The organism is Nocardioides sp. NPDC006303 (assembly GCF_040613175.1).
Taxonomy (GTDB): domain Bacteria; phylum Actinomycetota; class Actinomycetes; order Propionibacteriales; family Nocardioidaceae; genus Nocardioides.
The window spans coordinates 271875-289817 of record NZ_JBEXRR010000003.1; the positions used below are offsets into that span (position 1 = coordinate 271875).

The following is a 17943-nucleotide window of genomic DNA, read 5'->3' on the forward strand; positions in this document are numbered from 1 at the left end:
CTCAGACCTCCTTCGCCATGAGAGAGATGAACCGGTCGAAGAGGTAGGCGGCATCGTGCGGGCCGGCCGCTGCCTCCGGGTGGTACTGGACCGAGAAGCCCTTCAGCTTCCCCGTCTCGGCGTCCTTGAGCTCGAGGCCCTCGACGCAGTCGTCGTTGAGGTTGACGTGGGAGACGGTCGCGATGCCGTAGGGCGTCGTGGTCTCCTCGCCGATCGGGGCGTCGACGGCGAAGCCGTGGTTGTGGGCGGTCACCTCGACCTTGCGGGTGGTGAGGTCCATGACCGGCTGGTTGATCCCGCGGTGACCGTACTTCAGCTTGTACGTCCCGAAACCGAGCGCGCGGCCGAAGAGCTGGTTGCCGAAGCAGATCCCGAAGTAGGGGATGTTCTCGGCGAGGGCCGCCTTGAGCAGCTCCACCTGGCCGGTGGTCGCGGCCGGGTCGCCGGGGCCGTTGGAGTAGAAGAGTCCGTCGATGCCCCCAGATTCGGCATTGATGGCGAGGACGTCCTCGAGGGTCGCTGTCGCCGGGAGGACGTGGACCTCGATGCCGCGCTCTGCCATCCGCTGCGGGGTCATCTCCTTGATGCCCAGGTCGAGGGCCGCGACGGTGAACCGCTTCTCGCCCTTGGCGGGGACGACGTACGCCTCCTGGGTGCTGACCGCGTCGGAGAGGTTCGCACCGCTCATCTCGGCGCTGGCGAGCACCTTCTTCAGCAGGACCTCGGGGTCGGTCTCGATCGTGGAGATCCCGACCCGCATCGCGCCGCGCTCACGCAGGTGGCGGGTCAGGGCGCGGGTGTCGATCCCGCTGATGCCGACCACGGACTGGTCGCGGAGGTCGTCGTCGAGGGTGCGCTGGGCACGCCAGTTGGAGGGGACCCGGGCTGGGTCGCGTACGACATAGCCGGCCACCCAGATCCGACGGGACTCGGGGTCCTCGTCGTTCACGCCGGTGTTGCCGACGTGCGGGGCGGTCATCACGACCACCTGCTGGTGGTAGCTCGGGTCGGTCAGCGTCTCCTGGTAGCCCGTCATACCGGTGGAGAAGACCGCCTCGCCGAAGGTCTCACCCTCGGCACCGAACGACTCCCCCCGGAACGATCGACCATCCTCGAGTACGAGGAGTGCTTCTTTGTGGGCATGCAGCGGCACGCCGTACCTCCTTCTCCGCCTCACGGGACGGTGCTTAAAGGATGTCGGTCAACTTGCTGGTGACAGTATCAAGCAGATGCCGGTTGACGGCAGTTGGCGTCCGCCGCGTACGCCAGCACTGTGACGTACGCGGCATTCGCCGCTCTGCGGTCGGGCTCAGCTGTGCGAGTGGGGCGGCACGACCCCGCCCTCGGAGGGCTGCACGATGACGAATCCCTGGCCGTGGAAGGCCACCTGGAACGCCTCGCCGCTGCCGCGGCCGATGAGCGCACCGGCGGTCAACGACTTCTGCAGGCTGGTCTGCAGGCCGAGCGACCAGCCGACGACCGCGTTGGTGTCGGTGAAGGTCGGCGCATCGCCGGCGTTGAGGACGACCGGGTCACCCTCGGTGGTGACGGCGATCCAGCCGGTGCCGCGCAGCGTGGTGTTGAAGAGACCGCCGGTGAGCATGCCGGCGCCCTGGACCCGCTCGATGTTCCACTGCAGGCCGCCGGAGAAGGCGAGCACGTGGTCACCGTTGATCGAGATCCCGGAGTTGTTCAGCTGGAGGATGTGGACCTCCTTGGCCGCGTCGGCCAGGAAGACGTCACCCTGACCCTCGACACCCATCAGGCTGAGGCCCTCACCGGTCACGGCCTTCTTGAGGAACTTCCCCACGCCGCCGCCCTGGTACTTGAACTGCACGTTGCCCTGGTAGGCCACCATCGAGCCCTGGCGCGCCTGGAAGGGCTCCCCGACGCGTACGCGCAGGAGCCTCTTGTTCTGCAGCACCGCGCCGTCGCCCTGGATCTCGGCGAAGCGGCCGTCGATCAGGTCACCCGAGATTCCGGCGAACGGGTCGCCGGTGGGCTGGGCCTGCGCAGGCTGCTGCCCGTACTGGGCGGCCTGCTGACCGTACTGGCCGGACGCGGCTTGGGCCGGCTGCGCCTGGGCGCTCTCACCGTACGCAGCCTGCACTGCCTGCGCCGACCCGACCTGCGTCGGCGCCTCCTGCTCCACAGTGGCCTGAGGCGGCGTCAGGGGCGCCGTCGACTGCTGCCCGCCCGTGGAAACGTGCTCGGTCCACTGGCTCCCGTCGTAGTAGCGAAGCTCGGCCTGTCCGGTCGGGTCCGGGTACCACGCTGCGTCCGTCATCTCTAACCCTTGCGTTCACGGACCCACATCGGTCCTTCTCGACTCCATCCTGGCATGCGCTTGATGCGCGACTCACCGGTGTTCCACCCGGCCGCCCTATTCTGTGACCGTGACGACGAGGTTCGGTGCGACCGACGTCCACTACCCGCCATCCGGTGGGGGGCATGCCGCCCTGGTGGTGAGTGACGACGCTGAGTTCGGCTCGATCATCGGGCAACGTACGGCCTGGCTCGATAGCGTCGCCGACTACGCCCCTGGCAGGTTCTACGAACGAGAGCTGCCCGCCTTGACGGCCGTCCTCGCCGAGGCCGACCCGCTCGACGTACTCATCGTCGACGGCTACGTCGACCTCGACCCGACCGGACGGCCCGGCCTGGGGCGGCATGTCTGGGACGCGGGGCTCGCGCCGGCGGTCATCGGCGTCGCCAAGACCAGCTTCCGCGCCGCCACCCACGCCGAGCCCGTCCTCCGCGGTACCTCGACGAGGCCGCTGTACGTCACGGCCGCCGGAATCCCGCTGGCAGATGCCGCTCACCTGGTACGCACCATGGCCGGCTCCGCCCGCCTACCTGATGCCTTGCGAATCGTCGACCGCCTCGCCCGGGCCGCGCCTTCTCTCTCCAGCGACGAACAGATGATCTAATCAAGGCAACTCAGGCGATCACTCCGAAGTACCGGGCCAGCCAGGTCTGCGAGAAGGGGCCGCCAGTCGCGAGGGTAAGTAATAGCGCCACAGGCGCCTCCAGGAGCGGCGAACGTACCGCCTGCAATCGCAGGCGGTGATTCGTACGCCCCCAAGGAGAACGACCATGACCGACTCTGTTTCGCTGCCCGACGGCTACGCCACCTGGCTTAACGATCTCAAGACCCATATCCGCAGCGCGCAACAACAGGCGGCAGTCGCGCTCAACGCAGCCATGATCCGGCTCTACTGGGACATCGGCCACGAGATCGTCGTCAAGCAAGAAGCCGAAGGCTGGGGTAGCAAGATCGTCGAACGACTCGCCGGCGATCTGCGGCAGGCTTTCCCGGGGATGACCGGATTCTCACGCGCAAACCTGATGTATATGCGCTCGTTCGCAGCGGCCTGGACCCGGGAGGCAATTGTCCAACGCCCGTTGGACAATTTGTCCTGGGGCCACAACATCGAGTTGCTCAGCAAGCTGAAGAACACCGATGAACGGCTGGCGTACGCCGCCGCTGCACTCGAACACGGCTGGTCCCGGGCCGTGCTCGTCCATCACATCAGCCTCCGGACCCTTGAGCGATCTGGTCGAGCGATCAGCAACTTCGAACGTACGCTCCCGCCGACAGCGTCTGACCTTGCTCAAGAGATCGTCAAGGACCCCTACAACTTCGAGTTTCTCGGCGTCGGCGGCGAAGCCAGGGAGCGCGAGATCGAGAAGGCGCTGGTCGACCACGTCACCGAGTTCCTGGTCGAGCTCGGGGTCGGGTTCGCGTACGTCGGGCGTCAGGTGTCCCTCGAGGTCGGTGGAGAGGACTTCTTCATCGACCTGCTCTTCTATCACCTGAGGCTGCGCTGTTACGTCGTCATCGAGCTCAAGGCCGGGAAGTTCAGGCCCGAGCACCTCGGGCAGCTCAACTTCTATCTCGCGGCGGTCGACGGAGAGATGGCACATCCCGACGATGCTCCGACGATCGGGATCCTGCTGTGCCAGAGCCGCAACCAGGTCGTCGCGGAGTACTCGCTGCGCGGTTCAACCCAGCCGCTCGGAGTAGCCGAGTATCAGTTGCGGGCCAGTCTCCCGAGTATCGAGCGGCTCCAGCAGGAGTTGAGTGGTCCTGAGTGACGCTCAGGCGCCGAGGGTCTTCAGCTTGTCGAGCATCCGACCCATGTGCGGGTCGAACAGCCCCGGGTCGGCGGCGCAGATCTCGGAAGGTGTCCACCAGCGCACACCGGCGTACTCCCGCTCGTCCGGCTCCAACGGGACCTGGTGGTCGTGGGCGAGCACGAACCAGAGGCTGACGTCGGTGTGCGGGTCCGGGCGGTCGGGCCGGGTCGTGGTCACAGTGATGAACAACGGCCGCGGCCCGAGATCGGGGCGGAACCGTGCCTCGACGCCCAGTTCCTCGAGGCACTCCCGACGCACGGTGTCGGCGGGGTCCTCTCCCGGCTCGACGTGACCTCCCGACGGCAGCCACAGGCCCGACTTGCGGTGGTCGCCCAGCAGGATGTGGCCGCTGACCGGGTCGACGAGCAGGAAGTAGGAGACCAGGTGCTTGGCCGGCTCGGTCGGAGCGGTGGTGCGCCGGAAGACGTCATTGGTCACGCACAACCAGGCCGACGCGTCGGCGATGTGGCCGCTTTCGACCGAGTCCATCGGCTCGATCGAGTCCACCATGAACGTGATGTCGGTCAGCAGTCGGTCCTCCGGGCTCATGGTTGTGGACCATAGAGGCGAGCACCGACATCCCGGGCCAAGTGCGCCGCCGGGTGAGTGCGACACGATGTGACGGTTGTCGCAGGTCATTGCGTTGCATGGTTGTGCACCGCTAGCGTTTCGATGTTTCATCCAGATTTCCGTGCGGGGGTACGCAATGACCGAGACGTCGATCAGCATCGACGAAGAGCTGTTGGCCGAGGCGAGGAAGATCGCCGGGACGACGACCAACCAGGCTGCGATCGACCACGCGCTGCGTGACCTCGTCGAGCGTGAGGCCGCATCGGCGGAGTTCGACAGCATCGTCTCGCGCGAGCTCGGCGACACGAAGGTCACGCTGGAGTTCTGAGCTCGCCGAGTTCGTCCAACGGGACCGGCCAGAAGTCTTGGTCGGTCGCGAGATGGATGACGTCGACCGGCACCGCTGCCACCGCACACGCTCCGTAGAGATGGGCGGCGTTCTTCCGGTCCGACTGACTCGGTGGTCCACCGCCCGGCCGGCACAGCAGGAGCTCGACCCGGTCGAGACCCAGCTCATCGATCAGGTCGTGCAGCATCGCGGCGACATTGCCCGCACCGTCGTCTCCGATCTCGACAGGCACCTGCTCGATCTGGCACAGCTGTGGGAACGGAACGCCGTCTGCCCCGACGAGCATGAACCACAGCCGCGGCTCGGGCCAGCCGAGTGGATTGATCAGGCGTCGCCAGGCGGCCTCGACGTCGGCCTGGGTGCGGAGGACTGGAGCGTACGGAATCTTGTCGGTCATGGGTCAACGGCACCATGGCCCGTCGAGGACGACAACGACGATCTCGGCGCCTGTGGATAACTCTGCTCATCCACAGGGTTTCGCCCGCAAGTGGCCCGCCCGCGGCTCAGGGCACGAGACGGTGCTCCGGACCCGACCAGCGGCGCCGCAGCCAGCGGTCATGGGAGGCGACGACGATGGTGCCCGGGGTGATTCCGATCGCCTCCTCCAGCTCGCCTGCCAGGGTGAGCGAGATGTGGTTGGTGGGCTCGTCGAGAAGCAGCAGGTCCGGGCCGGTGGCGATGGCGATCGCCAGATCGAGCCGCCGACGCTGACCGACGCTCAGCGCGCCGACAGGGCGGTTGAGGTCGCGCGGGTGGACCAGGCCCAGGTCACGTAGCGGCACCTGGGTCGCCAGCACCTCCCCCACCGACTCCAGGTAGACGTCGGAGACCCTGCGGCGCAGGTCCCCGAACTGCGGGTCCTGGGTGAGCTCCTCGACATGGCGGGCGCTGACCTGGACCTCGCCCGAGGTCGGCTTCACGCGCCCGGAGATCACTCCGAGCAGCGTGGACTTGCCGCTGCCGTTGGGCCCGGTGATCAGCAGGTGCTCCCCCGCCGTGATGTCCAGGATCGGCAGGCTGAGCCGCTCCTCGACCACCAGGTCGCGTACGACGACCATCCTCCCGCTCGTGCCCGCGGCCGACAGCGCGGCGTTGAGCCGCAGAGGCGGCGGTGGCTTGCGTACCTGTGCCTCCTCGGCCTCCTCCAACCGGCGGTTGGCGTCCTTCTTGCGGCGGGCGACGGTGCGCTCGACGTTGCTGCCCTTGAACTTGTAGATGAACTTGTCGTTGTCGGTCGGGCCGCGGTTGTGGGCGATCGCGTCGTTGCCGATCTTGGTCGCGGTGCGGAGACGTTTGAGCTCGTCCTGCTGTTCTGCGTACGTCTGCTCCCACCGCTCGCGAGCCGCCTGCCGTGCCTCCTCGTAGGCACTCCACCCGCCTCCGAAGAGCCGGCCGCCGGCACCGTCGGTGCCGAAGGCGGTCGGGTCCAGGTCGAAGAGGCCGGTGGCGACCTCGTCGAGGAAGACGCGATCGTGGGAGGCCATCAGCACGACGCCGGGGAGGTCCCGCAGGAACTCCCCCAGCACCGCGACCGCCTCGTCGTCGAGGTGGTTGGTGGGCTCGTCGAGCAGCAGCGCGTCGGGACGGCGGGTGATCGCGGTCGCAAGCGCCAGCCTGGTCCGCTGGCCGCCGGAGAGCGTGCTGATCGGGCGCTCCCGGTCCAGGCCGCTGAGGCCGAGACGCTCAGCGGCCAGGATGGCCCGCCTGTCCGCGTCCCACGCGTCGTGGGCCACCGCGAAGTCGAGGGCGCTCGCGTACGTCTCGGCGACCTCGGGGTCGTCGAGACGGTCAGCGAGCGTCTCGACCGTGGCGACAGCCTCTCGGAGCGGACGCAGGGTGGTGGCGAGTACGTCCTCGATGCTCGCCGCGTCGCGGAACGGCGGCTCCTGCGGCAGCCAGACGAGGTCGTCGGGCGCCTCGAGCGTGCCGGTGCGTTGGGCGGTGCGCGGAAGCTGGTCTGCGATAGCGCGGAGCAGTGTGGACTTGCCGGCACCGTTCTCCCCCACCAGCGCGATCCGCTCGCCCGGGGAGACGGTGAGGTCAATCCCGGCGAGGACGGAGCCGCTGCGGAAGGAGACGGAGAGGTCGCGGACGACGATCGGTCCGGAAACGATGGAAGATGACATGAGAGCGCTGGCCTTCGGATTCGAGGACGACCCGCCGGGCATGTGCCTCGGGCGCGGGTCAGAGGTCAGCGCAAGAACTTCATGATGAGTAAAGAATACGCGGCGACGGCCACGCCGTCCAACCGGTTAACCGCGCAGGATCTTCTCCATCGCCTTGCCCTTGGCCAGCTCGTCGACGAGCTTGTCGAGGTAGCGCACCTGACGCATGACCGGATCCTCGATCTCCTGTACCCGCACACCGCAGACCACCCCGGTGATCAGCTCCGAGCTCGGGTTGAGGTCGGCCGCGGCGAAGAACTCCTCGAAGCTCGTCCCCGCCTCGATGTGCTTCGCGATCGCGTCGTCGTCGAAACCGGTCAGCCAGGTGATCACCTGGTGCAGCTCGGCCGTGGTGCGGCCCTTCTTCTCCACCTTCGTCACGTAGTGCGGGTAGACGGAGCCGAAGGGCATCTTGTAGACGCGCTCGAGGTTATCCACGCTCCCGAGCCTAACCCGGTCGCTCCGCGACGAGCTGGTACATCCCGGCGATACGCACGAACGGCTCCTGGTCGCACAGCTCGCGCTCGAGCTCGAGGAGGCGCTCGAAGTAGGCGGGGTCGTTCTTGGCGTCGTTGTCGGTGAGCAGGTCGTTGGCGATCCTGGTGCCGAAGCGGCCGGTGAGCCGCAGGCCCGCCGAAGCCAGCTCGGCCTCTAGGTCGCCCATCGGCACCTTGCGTACGTCATGGTCGAAGGTCACGGTGCGCTTGGTGTCCGCGCGCAGCTCGGTGAGCGCGGCCTCGGGTCCGCCCGTGACCAGCTGGCGCAGCACCATGCTCGCCGGGTTGGGGACCATCACCGAGAGGCGGCCGCCCGGGCGCACGGCGGCCGCGAGGCGGCGTACGTCTCCGGCGGCGGCCGACCGATAGTGCAGCACGAAGTGGCACAGAACGAGATCCCACTCCCCGTCGGGCAGGTCGTCGAGGCCGCCGACGAGCGTGGTCAGCGATGTGCCAGCATCCGCTGCCCGATGCTTCGCCTCGGTCAGCCAGGACTCCGACTGGTCGAGGATCGTGACGTCGTGACCGGCCAGTGCCAGCGGCAGCGCGTCCATCCCGTCCCCGCCGCCGACGTCGAGGATCCGCAGACCCTCACCCAGCTCCGCACACTGGCGCCGCAGAACCTCCTCGACGACGGTGTAGCGGATCCGGCCCCACGGGGTCGCGGTGTAGGCGCGCCACTGCTCGAGCTTGTCGGAGAAGACGTCGGTCATGGCGGTGGAGCCTAACCGGCGTAGGTCTGCTTCCCCCGCAGGTAGGTGGCGACGACGCGACCGGTGAGCTTGCGGTCGTGCCAGGGGTTGTTGCGGGAGAGCGAGAGCGAACGGTCGCGGTCCACGACGTAGGACGCGGCCGGGTCGATCAGGGCCAGGTTGGCCGGCTCTCCGACCGCGATCGGGCGCCCGTGCTCCTCGAGGCCGGCGATCCGGGCCGGAGTCGAGGACATGACCCGGGCGACGCCGGCCCAGTCCAGCAGGCCCGAGGAGACCATGACGGTCGAGACGACCGAGAGCGCCTCCTCGAGCCCGAGCATCCCGAAGGCCGCGTCGACGAAGGCGTGCTCCTTGTCCTGGCGAGCGTGCGGGGCGTGGTCTGTGGCGACCGCGTCGATGGTGCCGTCGGCCAGCGCCGTACGCAGGGCCTCGACGTCCTCGGCAGGGCGCAGGGGCGGGTTGACCTTGAAGGTCGGGTCATAGCCGGCGAGCAGGTCGGTGGTCAGCAGCAGGTGGTGCGGGGTGACCTCCGCGGTGACCGCCCAGCTGCCGTCCTTCTCCGCCTGTGCCTTGGCCCAGCGCAGCACCTCGACGGTGCCGGCGGTGGAGGCGTGGGCGACGTGGACGCGCGAGCCGGTGTGACGGGCGAGCATCACGTCGCGAGCGACGATGACCTCCTCCGCGACCCCAGGCCAGCCGGGCAGACCGAGCCGCCCGGAGAGCTCACCCTCGTGGCAGCAGGCCGAGCCGTAGGGCGCCAGCGACGGGTCCTGGGAGTGCTGGGAGATCACGCCGCCGAACGCCTTGACGTACTCCAGCGCCCGTCGCATCACCCGCGGGTCCGAGACGCAGCGGCCGTCGTCGGAGAAGACCTTGACGCCTGCCCGGGAGCGGTTCATCAATGACAGCTCGGCGAGCTCCTCACCGGCCAGTCCCTTGGTCACCGCGCCGACCGGGAACACGTCGGCCAGCCCGGCCTCGCGGCCGAGGTCCCACACCGAGACCGCGGCCTCGGCCGTGTCGGTGACCGGCGAGGTGTTGGCCATCGCCAGCACGGCGGTGTAGCCGCCGGCGGCAGCGGCCGCCGCACCCGAGGCGACCGTCTCGGCGTCCTCGCGTCCCGGCTGGCGCAGGTGGGTGTGCAGGTCGACCAGCCCCGGGAGGAGGACGAGGCCGGAGGCGTCGACCACCTCGTCGACGGTCGCGGAGAGCGTGCCGATCTCTCGGATCACTCCCCCGTCGACGTGGACATCGGTCGGCTCGGCCCCGAGGACGGAGACTCCCTTGATCAACAGGCTCATGCGGACTCCTCGCCGGCAAGCAGGTGGTAGAGGACGGACATCCGGATCGCGACCCCGGCCGAGACCTGGTCGAGGATCCGCGAGGAGGCGGCGTCGGCAGCCTCGGGAGAGATCTCCAGGCCACGGTTCATCGGCCCGGGGTGCAGGATCGGCGCGCCCTCGCGCAGCATGCCGAGCCGCTGCCGAGTGAGTCCGTATCCGACGGTGTACTCCCTCGACGTCGGGAAGTAGCCACCGCTCATCCGCTCCCGCTGGACGCGCAGCATCATCACCGCGTCGACCTCCGGCAGCACGTCGTCCAGCGAGTAGGAGGTGGCGAACCCGTCGGCCTTGGCCCACTCGGTGATGCCCGAGGGCATCAGCGTGGGCGGAGCGACGGCGGTCACGGAGGCTCCGAGCTTGGTCAGCGACTTCACGTTGGACCGGAACACCCGCGAGTGGGTCAGGTCGCCGACGATCGCGATCCGCTTGCCTTCCAAGGAGCCGGGTCCACCGAGCTGGCGCTGGAGTGTGTAGCCGTCGAGCAGAGCCTGGGTCGGGTGCTCGTGCATCCCGTCGCCGGCGTTGATCACGGGGATGTCGAGCCAGCCGGCCACCTGATGGGCCGCGCCGGAGGCCGAGTGACGCATCACCAGGCCGTCGACGCCCATCGCGGTCACGGTCAGCACGGTGTCGCGCAGCGACTCGCCCTTCGAGGTCGAGGAGCCCTTCGCCGACAGGTTGATCACGTCGGCCGAGAGCCACTTCCCTGCGATCTCGAACGAGGACCGGGTGCGGGTCGAGTCCTCGAAGAAGAGGTTGATCACCGTACGCCCGCGCAGCGCCGGGAGCTTCTTGACCTCACGCTTCTGGACGTCGTGCATCTCGGCGGCGGTCGCGAAGAGCTGCTGGATCTCCTCCGCGCTCACGTCGTCGATGGACAGCAGATGCTTCGTCATGCCGGAACCCCCTCGAGCTCCACGATGCGTACCTCGTCGATGCCGTCGATCTCCTCCAGGCTCAGCCCGACCCGCTCGGAGCGGGCGGTGGGGAGGTTCTTGCCGACGTGGTCGGCCCGGATCGGCAGCTGCCGGTGGCCGCGGTCGACGAGAACGGCCAGACGTACGACGGCGGGGCGGCCGTAGTCGGCCAGGGCGTCGAGCGCGGCTCGGACGGTGCGGCCCGAGAAGAGCACGTCGTCGACCAGCACCACGGTCTTGCCGTCGATGCCGCCGGGCGGGATCTCGGTGTGGTGCGGAGCGCGGGTGGGATGGGTGCGCAGGTCGTCGCGGTACATCGTCACGTCGAGCGCGCCGTGCGCGACCGGGTGACCCTCGGCGGCCTCGATCCGTGCGGCGATCCGCTTGGCCAACGGCACGCCGCGCGTGTGCAGACCCAGCAGCACCAGGTCTTCCGCGTCGCGGTTGCGCTCCAGGATCTCGTGGGAGATCCGGGTCAGCGCCCGGGAGATGTCACGGGCATCGAGCACGACGCGACCATCGGTCGACGGCTCGGGAACTACATCGGACAAGGTTGTGGTCTCCTTCTCCGCCTCACGGGACGGCTCGTTAAAGGATCGGCCCAACCCTATCCTCACTCCAGGTCGATCAGCACTTTCCCGACGGCACCCGCCTCGACCGCGTCGTGGGCGGCGGCAGTCTCCTCGAGCGGGTAGTGGTGAAGGGGTACGCCACCCTCCGGCCCGACGCGCAGCGCCCCTGCCGCGACGGCGGCGGCGACGTCGTCGGCCGCGGCCTGGATCTGCGCCTCCTCGATGCCGTAGAGCTGGATGAACTGGTAGCGCAGGTTGAGCGAGAAGGTGGCCCGCAGCGGCATGGTGAGCTCGTCGCCGCCGTTGTTGGCGTAGATCGCGATCGTGCCGCGCTTGGCGATGACCGCGCGGTCGAGGTCGTTGTTGACGGCCGGGGCGACCTCGACGATCTGGTCGACGCCGTCGGGCGCGAGCTCGCGGATCACGGCGGCCGGGTCGCCCTCGCGGTAGTTGACGATGTGGTGCGCACCCGCGGCCTTCGCCAGCGCCGCCTTCTCCGCGGAGCTGACCGTGGTGATCACCCTCGCTCCTGCCCACACGGCGAGCTGGATCGCGGCGTTGCCGACTGCTCCGGCCCCGCCGTGGACGAGGATGGTGAGGCCGCTGAACGACTCGGGGGCGACCCGCTCGACCGCGCCGGAGGTGAGCGCCCGGTGGGCGGTCATCGCCGGGACCCCGAGCGAGGCGCCGAGGTCGTAGGAGGCGCCCGCGGCCAGCTCGACGGCCTTGTGAGCCGGCACGGTGACGTACTCCGCCGCGGTCCCCCAGGGCTGCCCGTGCTGGACCATGAAGAGCCAGACCGGCTGACCGACGATGTGGCCGGTGACACCCTCGCCGATCTCCTCGATCACGCCGGCGCCGTCCTGGCCCGGGGTCGCCTCGGGAACCGTGAGGGTCGCGCTCAGGCCGGCGCGTACCTTCCAGTCAGTGGGGTTGACCCCCGCCCGCACCAGCCTGACCAGGACCTCGCCCGGGCCGGGTTTCGGCACCGGGCGCTCGGTCAGACGCATGGCGGAGGAGGGACCGTTCTCGGAGTAGACGACTGCACGCATAGGTAGGACGCTACCGTCCCCTCCCACTCGTCGGCCGCGCGCGGATTGCGAAGCAATCCCCAATAGTTACAGCGCGTGCGCCATCCCAGCGCAGGCCTTGAGCCACGACATCTTGGTCTCCTCCGAGAGCTGGGAGTACTGGACCGTGGACCCGGCGACGAGCACCGGGTCGAACGGGACCCGGTAGACCCCGCGGGTGCGCTGCGTGTAGACCTCGGTGAGGTCGCGGGCCAGGTTGGTGTCGACCTTCGGGGACGGGTCCGAGAGCACGGTGATCGTCTTCAGCTTGAGGTCTGCGTAGCCCGACTCCTGGAGCGCGTCGAGCATCCACAGGCCGCTGTAGCCGGTGTCCTCGCGCACCGTCGAGGTGACCACCAGCAGGTCGGCGGTGTCGGCCGCGGCGAGCCAGTTCTCGGCACGCATGTTGTTGCCGGTGTCGACCAGGATCACCTTGTAGAAGCGCTCCAGCAACTGGTGCACCTGCCCGAAGTCGTCGGCGTGGATCTGGCCGGTGACGTCAGGCCGCTCGTCGGAGGCGAGCACATCGAAATGGGCGTCGCCCTGGGAGCGTACGAAGGCACCGAGGTCGCCGATGCGGGACTGGTAGACGTTGTTGAACGCGGCCAGGTTGTCGAGCAGCTCGCGAGTGGTGTTGCGGTGGGTGCTCCGCATGCCGCGAATGCCGAGGGTGCCGCGGGTCTCGTTGTTGTCCCAGGCCACGATCCCGCCACCGCGCACGGTGCCGAAGGTGTAGCCCGCCGCGAGCACGCCGGTGGTCTTGGCGGCGCCACCCTTGGGGTTGATGAAGACGATCGTGCGCGGTCCGTCGAAGTCGCGCTGGATCATCGCCCGGTCCTGCTCGTAGGCGACCTCGTCCTGCCCCATCTTCGGGCTGATCAGCCCGCCGGACATCCTGCGGATCGCGCCTCGCCAACCCCAGGTCGCGGGGCCGAAGCCGGCCGACTCCGCGCGCCGGTCGAGGAAGTCGGTCGCGCTGGGGACCTCCTGCCCGTGAACGGCCGGGGGTGGCGGCGTCACCGCCACCGGAGGGGGCGGGGCGGGTGTCGTGGTGACCTGTGGGTTGGTGATGCGAGTCGCCTCCTGACTCGGGTCCGGATGGGGCTGGCTGGGGGGCGTCGGCGGCCTTCCCGCGGTGTTCGGCGGGGGCGGCGTCACCCAGTGCGAGGGTGCGCCGGCCGGCCGGGTGCGCGAGTCCGGCTCGTCGTAGGGGTTGTTCTCCTGCGTCATGCGCTCTCCGAATACGGGTGCTTGGTTACGGCCTCCATCACAGCCTTGGGTCCAAACATACGGTCCCGACCGAAGCAATCGTCGATAACCGGAAAACACACGCGTCGCGCCGCACCCGAAATGACGCTACGCCTGCCCGGAACGGTCCCGGACAGGCGTACGTCTCGTGCCGATCAGGCCTTGGCGAGGTCCTTCGCGACCGCGGCGAGCACACCGTTGACGAAGGACGGCGAGTCGTCGGTCGACAGCTCGGTCACCAGGGCGGTGGCCTCGCTGATCGCGACCTCAGAGGCGACATCGCCGTCGAGGAGCTCCCAGACGCCGAGGCGGAGGACGTTGCGGTCGACCGCGGGCATCCGGGCCAGCGACCAGTCCTTGGCGAAGGCGGCGATCAGAGCGTCGATGCGCTCGGACTCGGCGACCACGCCACGGACGAGCTTGACCGTGAAGGGGTTGTTGGGCACCTCACCCTCGCGGATCTGCTGGTCGAGCAGATCACCGGCGGAGAGTCCACGGGCCTCGGCGGCGAAGAGCAGGTCGAGCGCGCGCTTACGGGCCTTGGTGCGGGCGGTGGCGACGTGAGCCACAGGTCAGCCCTTGACGCGGGAGAGGTAGGAACCGCCCTCGCGGGTGTCGACCTTGATCTTCTCGCCCTGCTCGATGAAGAGCGGCACCTGGATCTCGGCGCCGGTCTCCAGGGTGGCGGGCTTGGTGCGGCCGGTGGCCGAGTCACCCATGACACCGGGCTCGGTGTAGGAGATGACGAGCTCGACCGACGGCGGGAGCTCGACGAAGAGCACGCGACCCTCGTTGGTGGCCAGGATGACCTCCTGGTTCTCCAGGAGGAACCCGGCGCCGTCGCCGATGATCTCCGGGCCGACCTCGACCTGGTCGAAGTCCGCGACGTCCATGAAGACGAAGTTGGTGCCGTCGTTGTAGAGGTACTGGAACGAGCGGCGGTCGACCGTGGCGGTCTCGACCTTGGTGCCGGCGTTGAAGGTCTTGTCGACGTTCTTGCCCGACTCGACGTTCTTCAGCTTGGTGCGGACGAAGGCCGGACCCTTGCCGGGCTTCACGTGCTGGAACTCGACCACCTGCCAGAGCTGGCCCTCGATCTTCAGCACCATGCCGTTCTTGAGGTCGTTCGTCGTCGCCATAACCGTCCGTCAGCCTTCGTCTCTTTGACCTGCATCGATGCAGGCTTCAATTGTCAATGTCCATCAAGGTTCGCAGGGCCCCGAAGGGCCTCGGAGAATCCTATCCGCGAGTCCGCACAGGGCCGAATCAAGCAACGATCGCGGTCTTCCCGACAAGATCCACCAGAGACAGTACGCCGACGACCAGCCCCAGCGCGCGCAGCACCCACAGCGCGGCGTTGCCAGCGGTCCCCGTCCGGGGCGGGACCGGCCATGCGGCCAGGAGCCACCGCTCCGCGACGACGGTCAGCGCGGCACCGTACGCCGCGGGGACCGCCACGAACGCCAGCACCGAGACCAGGGCCGGCTCGAGCAGAGTGAAGTCGACGCCGTCGGTGTGCACGAGGAGGTTGCCGACCCCCACACCGGCGGCGAGCGTGACGCTGAGGACCCGGAACCACCAGGGCCCGAACAGCAGCCACCGGATGAGCAGGTAGAGCACCGCGCCGACGACGCCGAGGATCGTGCAGACGACGATGAGGTTCAGCGAGCCGCTCAGGGTGAACCGCCCCATCTCGAACCCGTCGTCGCTGGTCACCCCGTCGGCCTTCGGCGTGAGCAGGATGAGCAGGAACATCACGATCCGCCCGCCGACGCCGCCGATCAAGGCACCGAGCACGCCACCGGCGAGCAGCACGGCGAGCACCCGCGCGAGACCTGCCGCCAGCCCACCCATGGGCACACGGTGGCCCTGGTGGCGGCGACCGCCCGGAAGCCGGGGCGGCGATCGCCAATTTGGGTCAGGCGTCGCCGAGCTTCGCGGCGATGACCGAGAGCGCCTCGTGGTAACCGTCGATGCCCTTGCCCGCGACGACCGCGACCGCGTGGTCGGTGACCACGCTGGTGTGCCGGAAGACCTCGGGGCGCTGGGTCGGGTCGGAGATGTGCACCTCGACCAGCGGAGCGGTCAGCTGCGCGCAGGCGTCGTAGATGGCGTAGGAGTAGTGGGTCCAGGCGGCGGCGTTGAGCACGACCGGGATGTCCTTGTCGGCCGCGGCGTTGAGCCAGTCGACCATGTCGCCCTCGTGGTTGGTCTGACGTACGTCCACGGCGAAGCCGAGCGCATGCCCCCAGTCGACGCACATCGCGGCGAGCTCGTCGTGGGTGGTGTGCCCGTAGATCTCGGGCTGGCGCTTCCCGAGACGACCGAGGTTGGGACCGTTGAGGACCAGGACCGGCTGCAGCTTCTTGCTCACCCGGTCATCCTGTCACGGCCCCCGGGCGGGCTCCGGGCCGTCTCGACACCCGTGACGGCGATCCCAATCTAAGCGCTCACTTATATTGTGCGACACTGGATCCGACACCAGGAGACTCCGACACGAGCCTCCGACATGAGGAGGGCGATGAACGAGCTCCGCACCAGCACCCAGGCGCGCGGCGACCGTAGCCGTGCCCGTCTGCTCGACGCGGCGGTCCAGGCATTCTCCGCCAAGGGGTTCCACGGCACCAGCACCCGCGACATCGCCACAGCAGCCGGACTGAGCCCGGCCGCGGTCTACGTGCACCACCGCTCCAAGGAGGAGCTCCTGCACGCGATCGCGGTGCGCGGCCACGAGGTGATCCTCGAGGCGGTCACCGACGCGACCCGCGCCGACGCCACGCCCGCCGAGCGGGTCGCGGCCGCCGTACGCACCTACGTCCTCTTCCACGCGCGCTCCCACACGACGGCCCGAGTCATCAACTACGAGCTCGCCGCGCTGACCGAGGAGCACTTCCGCGAGATCGCGGGGCTGCGCCGCGCCATCGACACGGTCATGCGTGAGGTCGTCGAGGAAGGCGTACGCAGCGGCGACTTCGACACACCCGACCCCGCCAAGGCCGCCACCGCCCTGCTCTCGCTCGGCATCGACCTGGCCCGGTGGTACCGCGACGACGGCTCCTGGACCCCCGAGGCCCTCGCCGACTTCTATGCCGACCTGGCGCTCCGCGCCGTCGGCGCCCGCCCCTGACCCCTACAAGGAAGCACCGAGGAGACAACACCGCCATGCGCCGCACCATCTACACCGAGGACCACCAGTCCTTCCGCGAGACCATCCGCTCGTTCATCGAGAAGGAGGTCACCCCCGTCTACGACGAGTGGTACGAGGCCGGGATCGTCCCCCACGACTTCTACCTCAAGCTCGGTGAGCTCGGCGTGTGGGGTATCCAGGTGCCCGAGGAGTACGGCGGCGCCGGGATCGAGTCGTTCAAGTACTCCGCCGTCATCACCGAGGAGCTCGCCCGTGCCGGCGTCTCCTTCGGCGGCTCGAGCACCCACGTCGGGCTGTGCCTGCCGTACCTCCTCAAGCTCGGCACCAAGGAGCAGATGGAGCGCTGGATGCCCGGCTTCGTCGCCGGTGAGGAGATGTGGGCGATCGCGATGACCGAGCCCGGCACCGGCTCCGACCTCGCCGGCATGACCACCAACGCCAAGCTCACCGAGGACGGCAAGCACTACGTCCTCAACGGCGCCAAGACCTTCATCACCGGCGGCGTCAACGCCGACCGGGTGATCGTCTGTGCCCGCACCGCGCCGGCCTCCGCCGACGACCGCCGTGGCGGGATCACCCTGCTCGCCGTCGACACCTCGCTCCCGGGCTACGAGGTCGGCCGCAAGCTCGACAAGCTCGGCCTCAAGGTCTCCGACACCGCCGAGCTCTCCTTCACCGACGTGCAGGTCCCGGTCGAGGACGTCCTCGGCGAGGTCGGCAAGGGCTTCTCCTACCTCGGCCAGAACCTCCCCGTCGAGCGTCTCGGCATCGCCGTCGGCGCCTACGCCCAGGCCGCGGCGGCAGTCGAGTTCGCCAAGAAGTACGTCGCCGAGCGCAAGGTCTTCGGCACCACCGTCGCCTCGTTCCAGAACACCAAGTTCGAGCTGGCCGCCTGCAAGGCCGAGGTCGACGCCGCCGAGGCCGTGGTCGACCGCGCGATCGAGGCCGAGGATCTCGGCACGCTCACCGCCGCCGAGGCCGCCTCGGCCAAGCTCTTCTGCACCGAGGTCGCCCACCGCGTCATCGACCGCTGCCTCCAGCTCCACGGCGGCTACGGCTACATGAACGAGTACCCCATCGCCCGCCTCTACGCCGACAACCGGGTGAACCGGATCTACGGCGGCACCTCCGAGGTCATGAAGCTGATCATCGCCAAGGACATGGGTCTGTGACCGGCCCCCGCTGAGTCGGCTCGTCATGACGAGCCGACT

General features: G+C 68.8%; 21 protein-coding genes. 5 read left to right on the plus strand and 16 right to left on the minus strand.

Features of this window, described 5'->3' with window-relative positions:
* Window position 1: 1 nt before the first annotated feature.
* Both carA and ABZY89_RS04425 read right to left on the minus strand, forming a co-directional pair.
* Entirely contained in the window at window positions 2-1153 is a 1152-nt protein-coding gene (gene carA, locus ABZY89_RS04420) for a glutamine-hydrolyzing carbamoyl-phosphate synthase small subunit (RefSeq protein WP_355224948.1), read from the minus strand.
* A 156-nt stretch (window positions 1154-1309) separates the two neighbouring features.
* Complete coding sequence (locus ABZY89_RS04425) at window positions 1310-2287, minus strand: AIM24 family protein (RefSeq protein WP_355224949.1); 978 nt, start codon at window positions 2285-2287, stop codon at window positions 1310-1312.
* Window positions 2288-2396: 109 nt separating this feature from the next.
* Between ABZY89_RS04425 and ABZY89_RS04430 the strand changes: the two genes are divergently transcribed.
* Both ABZY89_RS04430 and ABZY89_RS04435 read left to right on the plus strand, forming a co-directional pair.
* Window positions 2397-2930: an endonuclease V gene (locus tag ABZY89_RS04430; protein ID WP_355224951.1), complete on the plus strand. Its 534-nt coding sequence runs from the start codon at window positions 2397-2399 to the stop codon at window positions 2928-2930.
* Between the two features lie 166 nt (window positions 2931-3096).
* The gene (locus ABZY89_RS04435) at window positions 3097-4098 is read left to right on the plus strand and encodes a PDDEXK nuclease domain-containing protein (protein WP_355224953.1); all 1002 of its coding nucleotides are present in this window, start codon (window positions 3097-3099) and stop codon (window positions 4096-4098) included.
* A gap of 3 nt (window positions 4099-4101) precedes the next feature.
* Here ABZY89_RS04435 and ABZY89_RS04440 read toward each other — a convergent pair whose 3' ends face one another.
* Window positions 4102-4689 carry an NUDIX domain-containing protein gene (locus ABZY89_RS04440; protein ID WP_355224955.1) on the minus strand — a complete coding sequence of 196 codons (588 nt, stop codon included), beginning with the start codon at window positions 4687-4689 and terminating at the stop codon, window positions 4102-4104.
* Between the two features lie 157 nt (window positions 4690-4846).
* On the opposite strand from ABZY89_RS04440, the gene ABZY89_RS04445 reads away from it, so the two are divergent.
* Entirely contained in the window at window positions 4847-5038 is a 192-nt protein-coding gene (locus ABZY89_RS04445) for a type II toxin-antitoxin system VapB family antitoxin (protein ID WP_350715045.1), read from the plus strand.
* On the opposite strand, the gene ABZY89_RS04450 is transcribed toward ABZY89_RS04445, so the two are convergent.
* The 13 genes from ABZY89_RS04450 to ABZY89_RS04510 all read right to left on the minus strand — a co-directional run bounded on the left by ABZY89_RS04450 (window position 5022) and on the right by ABZY89_RS04510 (window position 15958).
* Window positions 5022-5456 carry a hypothetical protein gene (locus ABZY89_RS04450; protein WP_355224957.1) on the minus strand — a complete coding sequence of 145 codons (435 nt, stop codon included), beginning with the start codon at window positions 5454-5456 and terminating at the stop codon, window positions 5022-5024. The two genes, ABZY89_RS04445 and ABZY89_RS04450, sit on opposite strands and share 17 nt — an antisense overlap.
* A 106-nt stretch (window positions 5457-5562) precedes the next feature.
* The gene (locus ABZY89_RS04455) at window positions 5563-7185 is read right to left on the minus strand and encodes an ABC-F family ATP-binding cassette domain-containing protein (protein WP_355224959.1); all 1623 of its coding nucleotides are present in this window, start codon (window positions 7183-7185) and stop codon (window positions 5563-5565) included.
* 126 nt (window positions 7186-7311) lie between these two features.
* Window positions 7312-7662 carry a DUF2200 domain-containing protein gene (locus ABZY89_RS04460; RefSeq protein ID WP_256328404.1) on the minus strand — a complete coding sequence of 117 codons (351 nt, stop codon included), beginning with the start codon at window positions 7660-7662 and terminating at the stop codon, window positions 7312-7314.
* A 10-nt stretch (window positions 7663-7672) separates the two neighbouring features.
* On the minus strand, window positions 7673-8434 hold the full coding sequence (locus ABZY89_RS04465; protein ID WP_355224961.1) for a methyltransferase domain-containing protein: 762 nt from the start codon (window positions 8432-8434) through the stop codon (window positions 7673-7675).
* 11 nt (window positions 8435-8445) lie between these two features.
* Complete coding sequence (locus ABZY89_RS04470; protein ID WP_355224962.1) at window positions 8446-9735, minus strand: dihydroorotase; 1290 nt, start codon at window positions 9733-9735, stop codon at window positions 8446-8448.
* Window positions 9732-10673, minus strand: a complete 942-nt coding sequence (locus tag ABZY89_RS04475; RefSeq protein WP_355224963.1) for an aspartate carbamoyltransferase catalytic subunit — start codon at window positions 10671-10673, stop codon at window positions 9732-9734. Before ABZY89_RS04475 ends, ABZY89_RS04470 begins: the two co-directional genes overlap by 4 nt.
* A complete protein-coding gene (gene pyrR, locus ABZY89_RS04480) occupies window positions 10670-11245 on the minus strand; it encodes a bifunctional pyr operon transcriptional regulator/uracil phosphoribosyltransferase PyrR (RefSeq protein WP_355224965.1) in 576 nt (191 codons plus the stop codon). Before pyrR ends, ABZY89_RS04475 begins: the two co-directional genes overlap by 4 nt.
* A gap of 62 nt (window positions 11246-11307) precedes the next feature.
* Window positions 11308-12318 (minus strand): NADPH:quinone reductase, encoded by a 1011-nt coding sequence (locus ABZY89_RS04485; protein ID WP_355224967.1) that lies wholly within the window; start codon window positions 12316-12318, stop codon window positions 11308-11310.
* Window positions 12319-12384: 66 nt separating this feature from the next.
* Window positions 12385-13566 carry a hypothetical protein gene (locus ABZY89_RS04490; RefSeq protein ID WP_355224968.1) on the minus strand — a complete coding sequence of 394 codons (1182 nt, stop codon included), beginning with the start codon at window positions 13564-13566 and terminating at the stop codon, window positions 12385-12387.
* Window positions 13567-13739: 173 nt separating this feature from the next.
* Window positions 13740-14153, minus strand: a complete 414-nt coding sequence (gene nusB / locus ABZY89_RS04495) for a transcription antitermination factor NusB (protein WP_160022948.1) — start codon at window positions 14151-14153, stop codon at window positions 13740-13742.
* A 3-nt stretch (window positions 14154-14156) separates the two neighbouring features.
* On the minus strand, window positions 14157-14723 hold the full coding sequence (efp, locus tag ABZY89_RS04500) for an elongation factor P (RefSeq protein WP_355224970.1): 567 nt from the start codon (window positions 14721-14723) through the stop codon (window positions 14157-14159).
* Window positions 14724-14850: 127 nt separating this feature from the next.
* Window positions 14851-15438, minus strand: coding sequence for a hypothetical protein (locus ABZY89_RS04505; RefSeq protein ID WP_355224971.1), 588 nt, complete (start codon window positions 15436-15438; stop codon window positions 14851-14853).
* Window positions 15439-15502: 64 nt separating this feature from the next.
* Complete coding sequence (locus ABZY89_RS04510; RefSeq protein WP_355224973.1) at window positions 15503-15958, minus strand: type II 3-dehydroquinate dehydratase; 456 nt, start codon at window positions 15956-15958, stop codon at window positions 15503-15505.
* A 147-nt stretch (window positions 15959-16105) separates the two neighbouring features.
* Between ABZY89_RS04510 and ABZY89_RS04515 the strand changes: the two genes are divergently transcribed.
* Window positions 16106-16711, plus strand: coding sequence for a TetR/AcrR family transcriptional regulator (locus ABZY89_RS04515; protein WP_355021714.1), 606 nt, complete (start codon window positions 16106-16108; stop codon window positions 16709-16711).
* A gap of 35 nt (window positions 16712-16746) precedes the next feature.
* Window positions 16747-17904 (plus strand): acyl-CoA dehydrogenase family protein, encoded by a 1158-nt coding sequence (locus tag ABZY89_RS04520; RefSeq protein ID WP_141804911.1) that lies wholly within the window; start codon window positions 16747-16749, stop codon window positions 17902-17904.
* The last annotated feature ends 39 nt before the right edge of the window (window positions 17905-17943 follow it).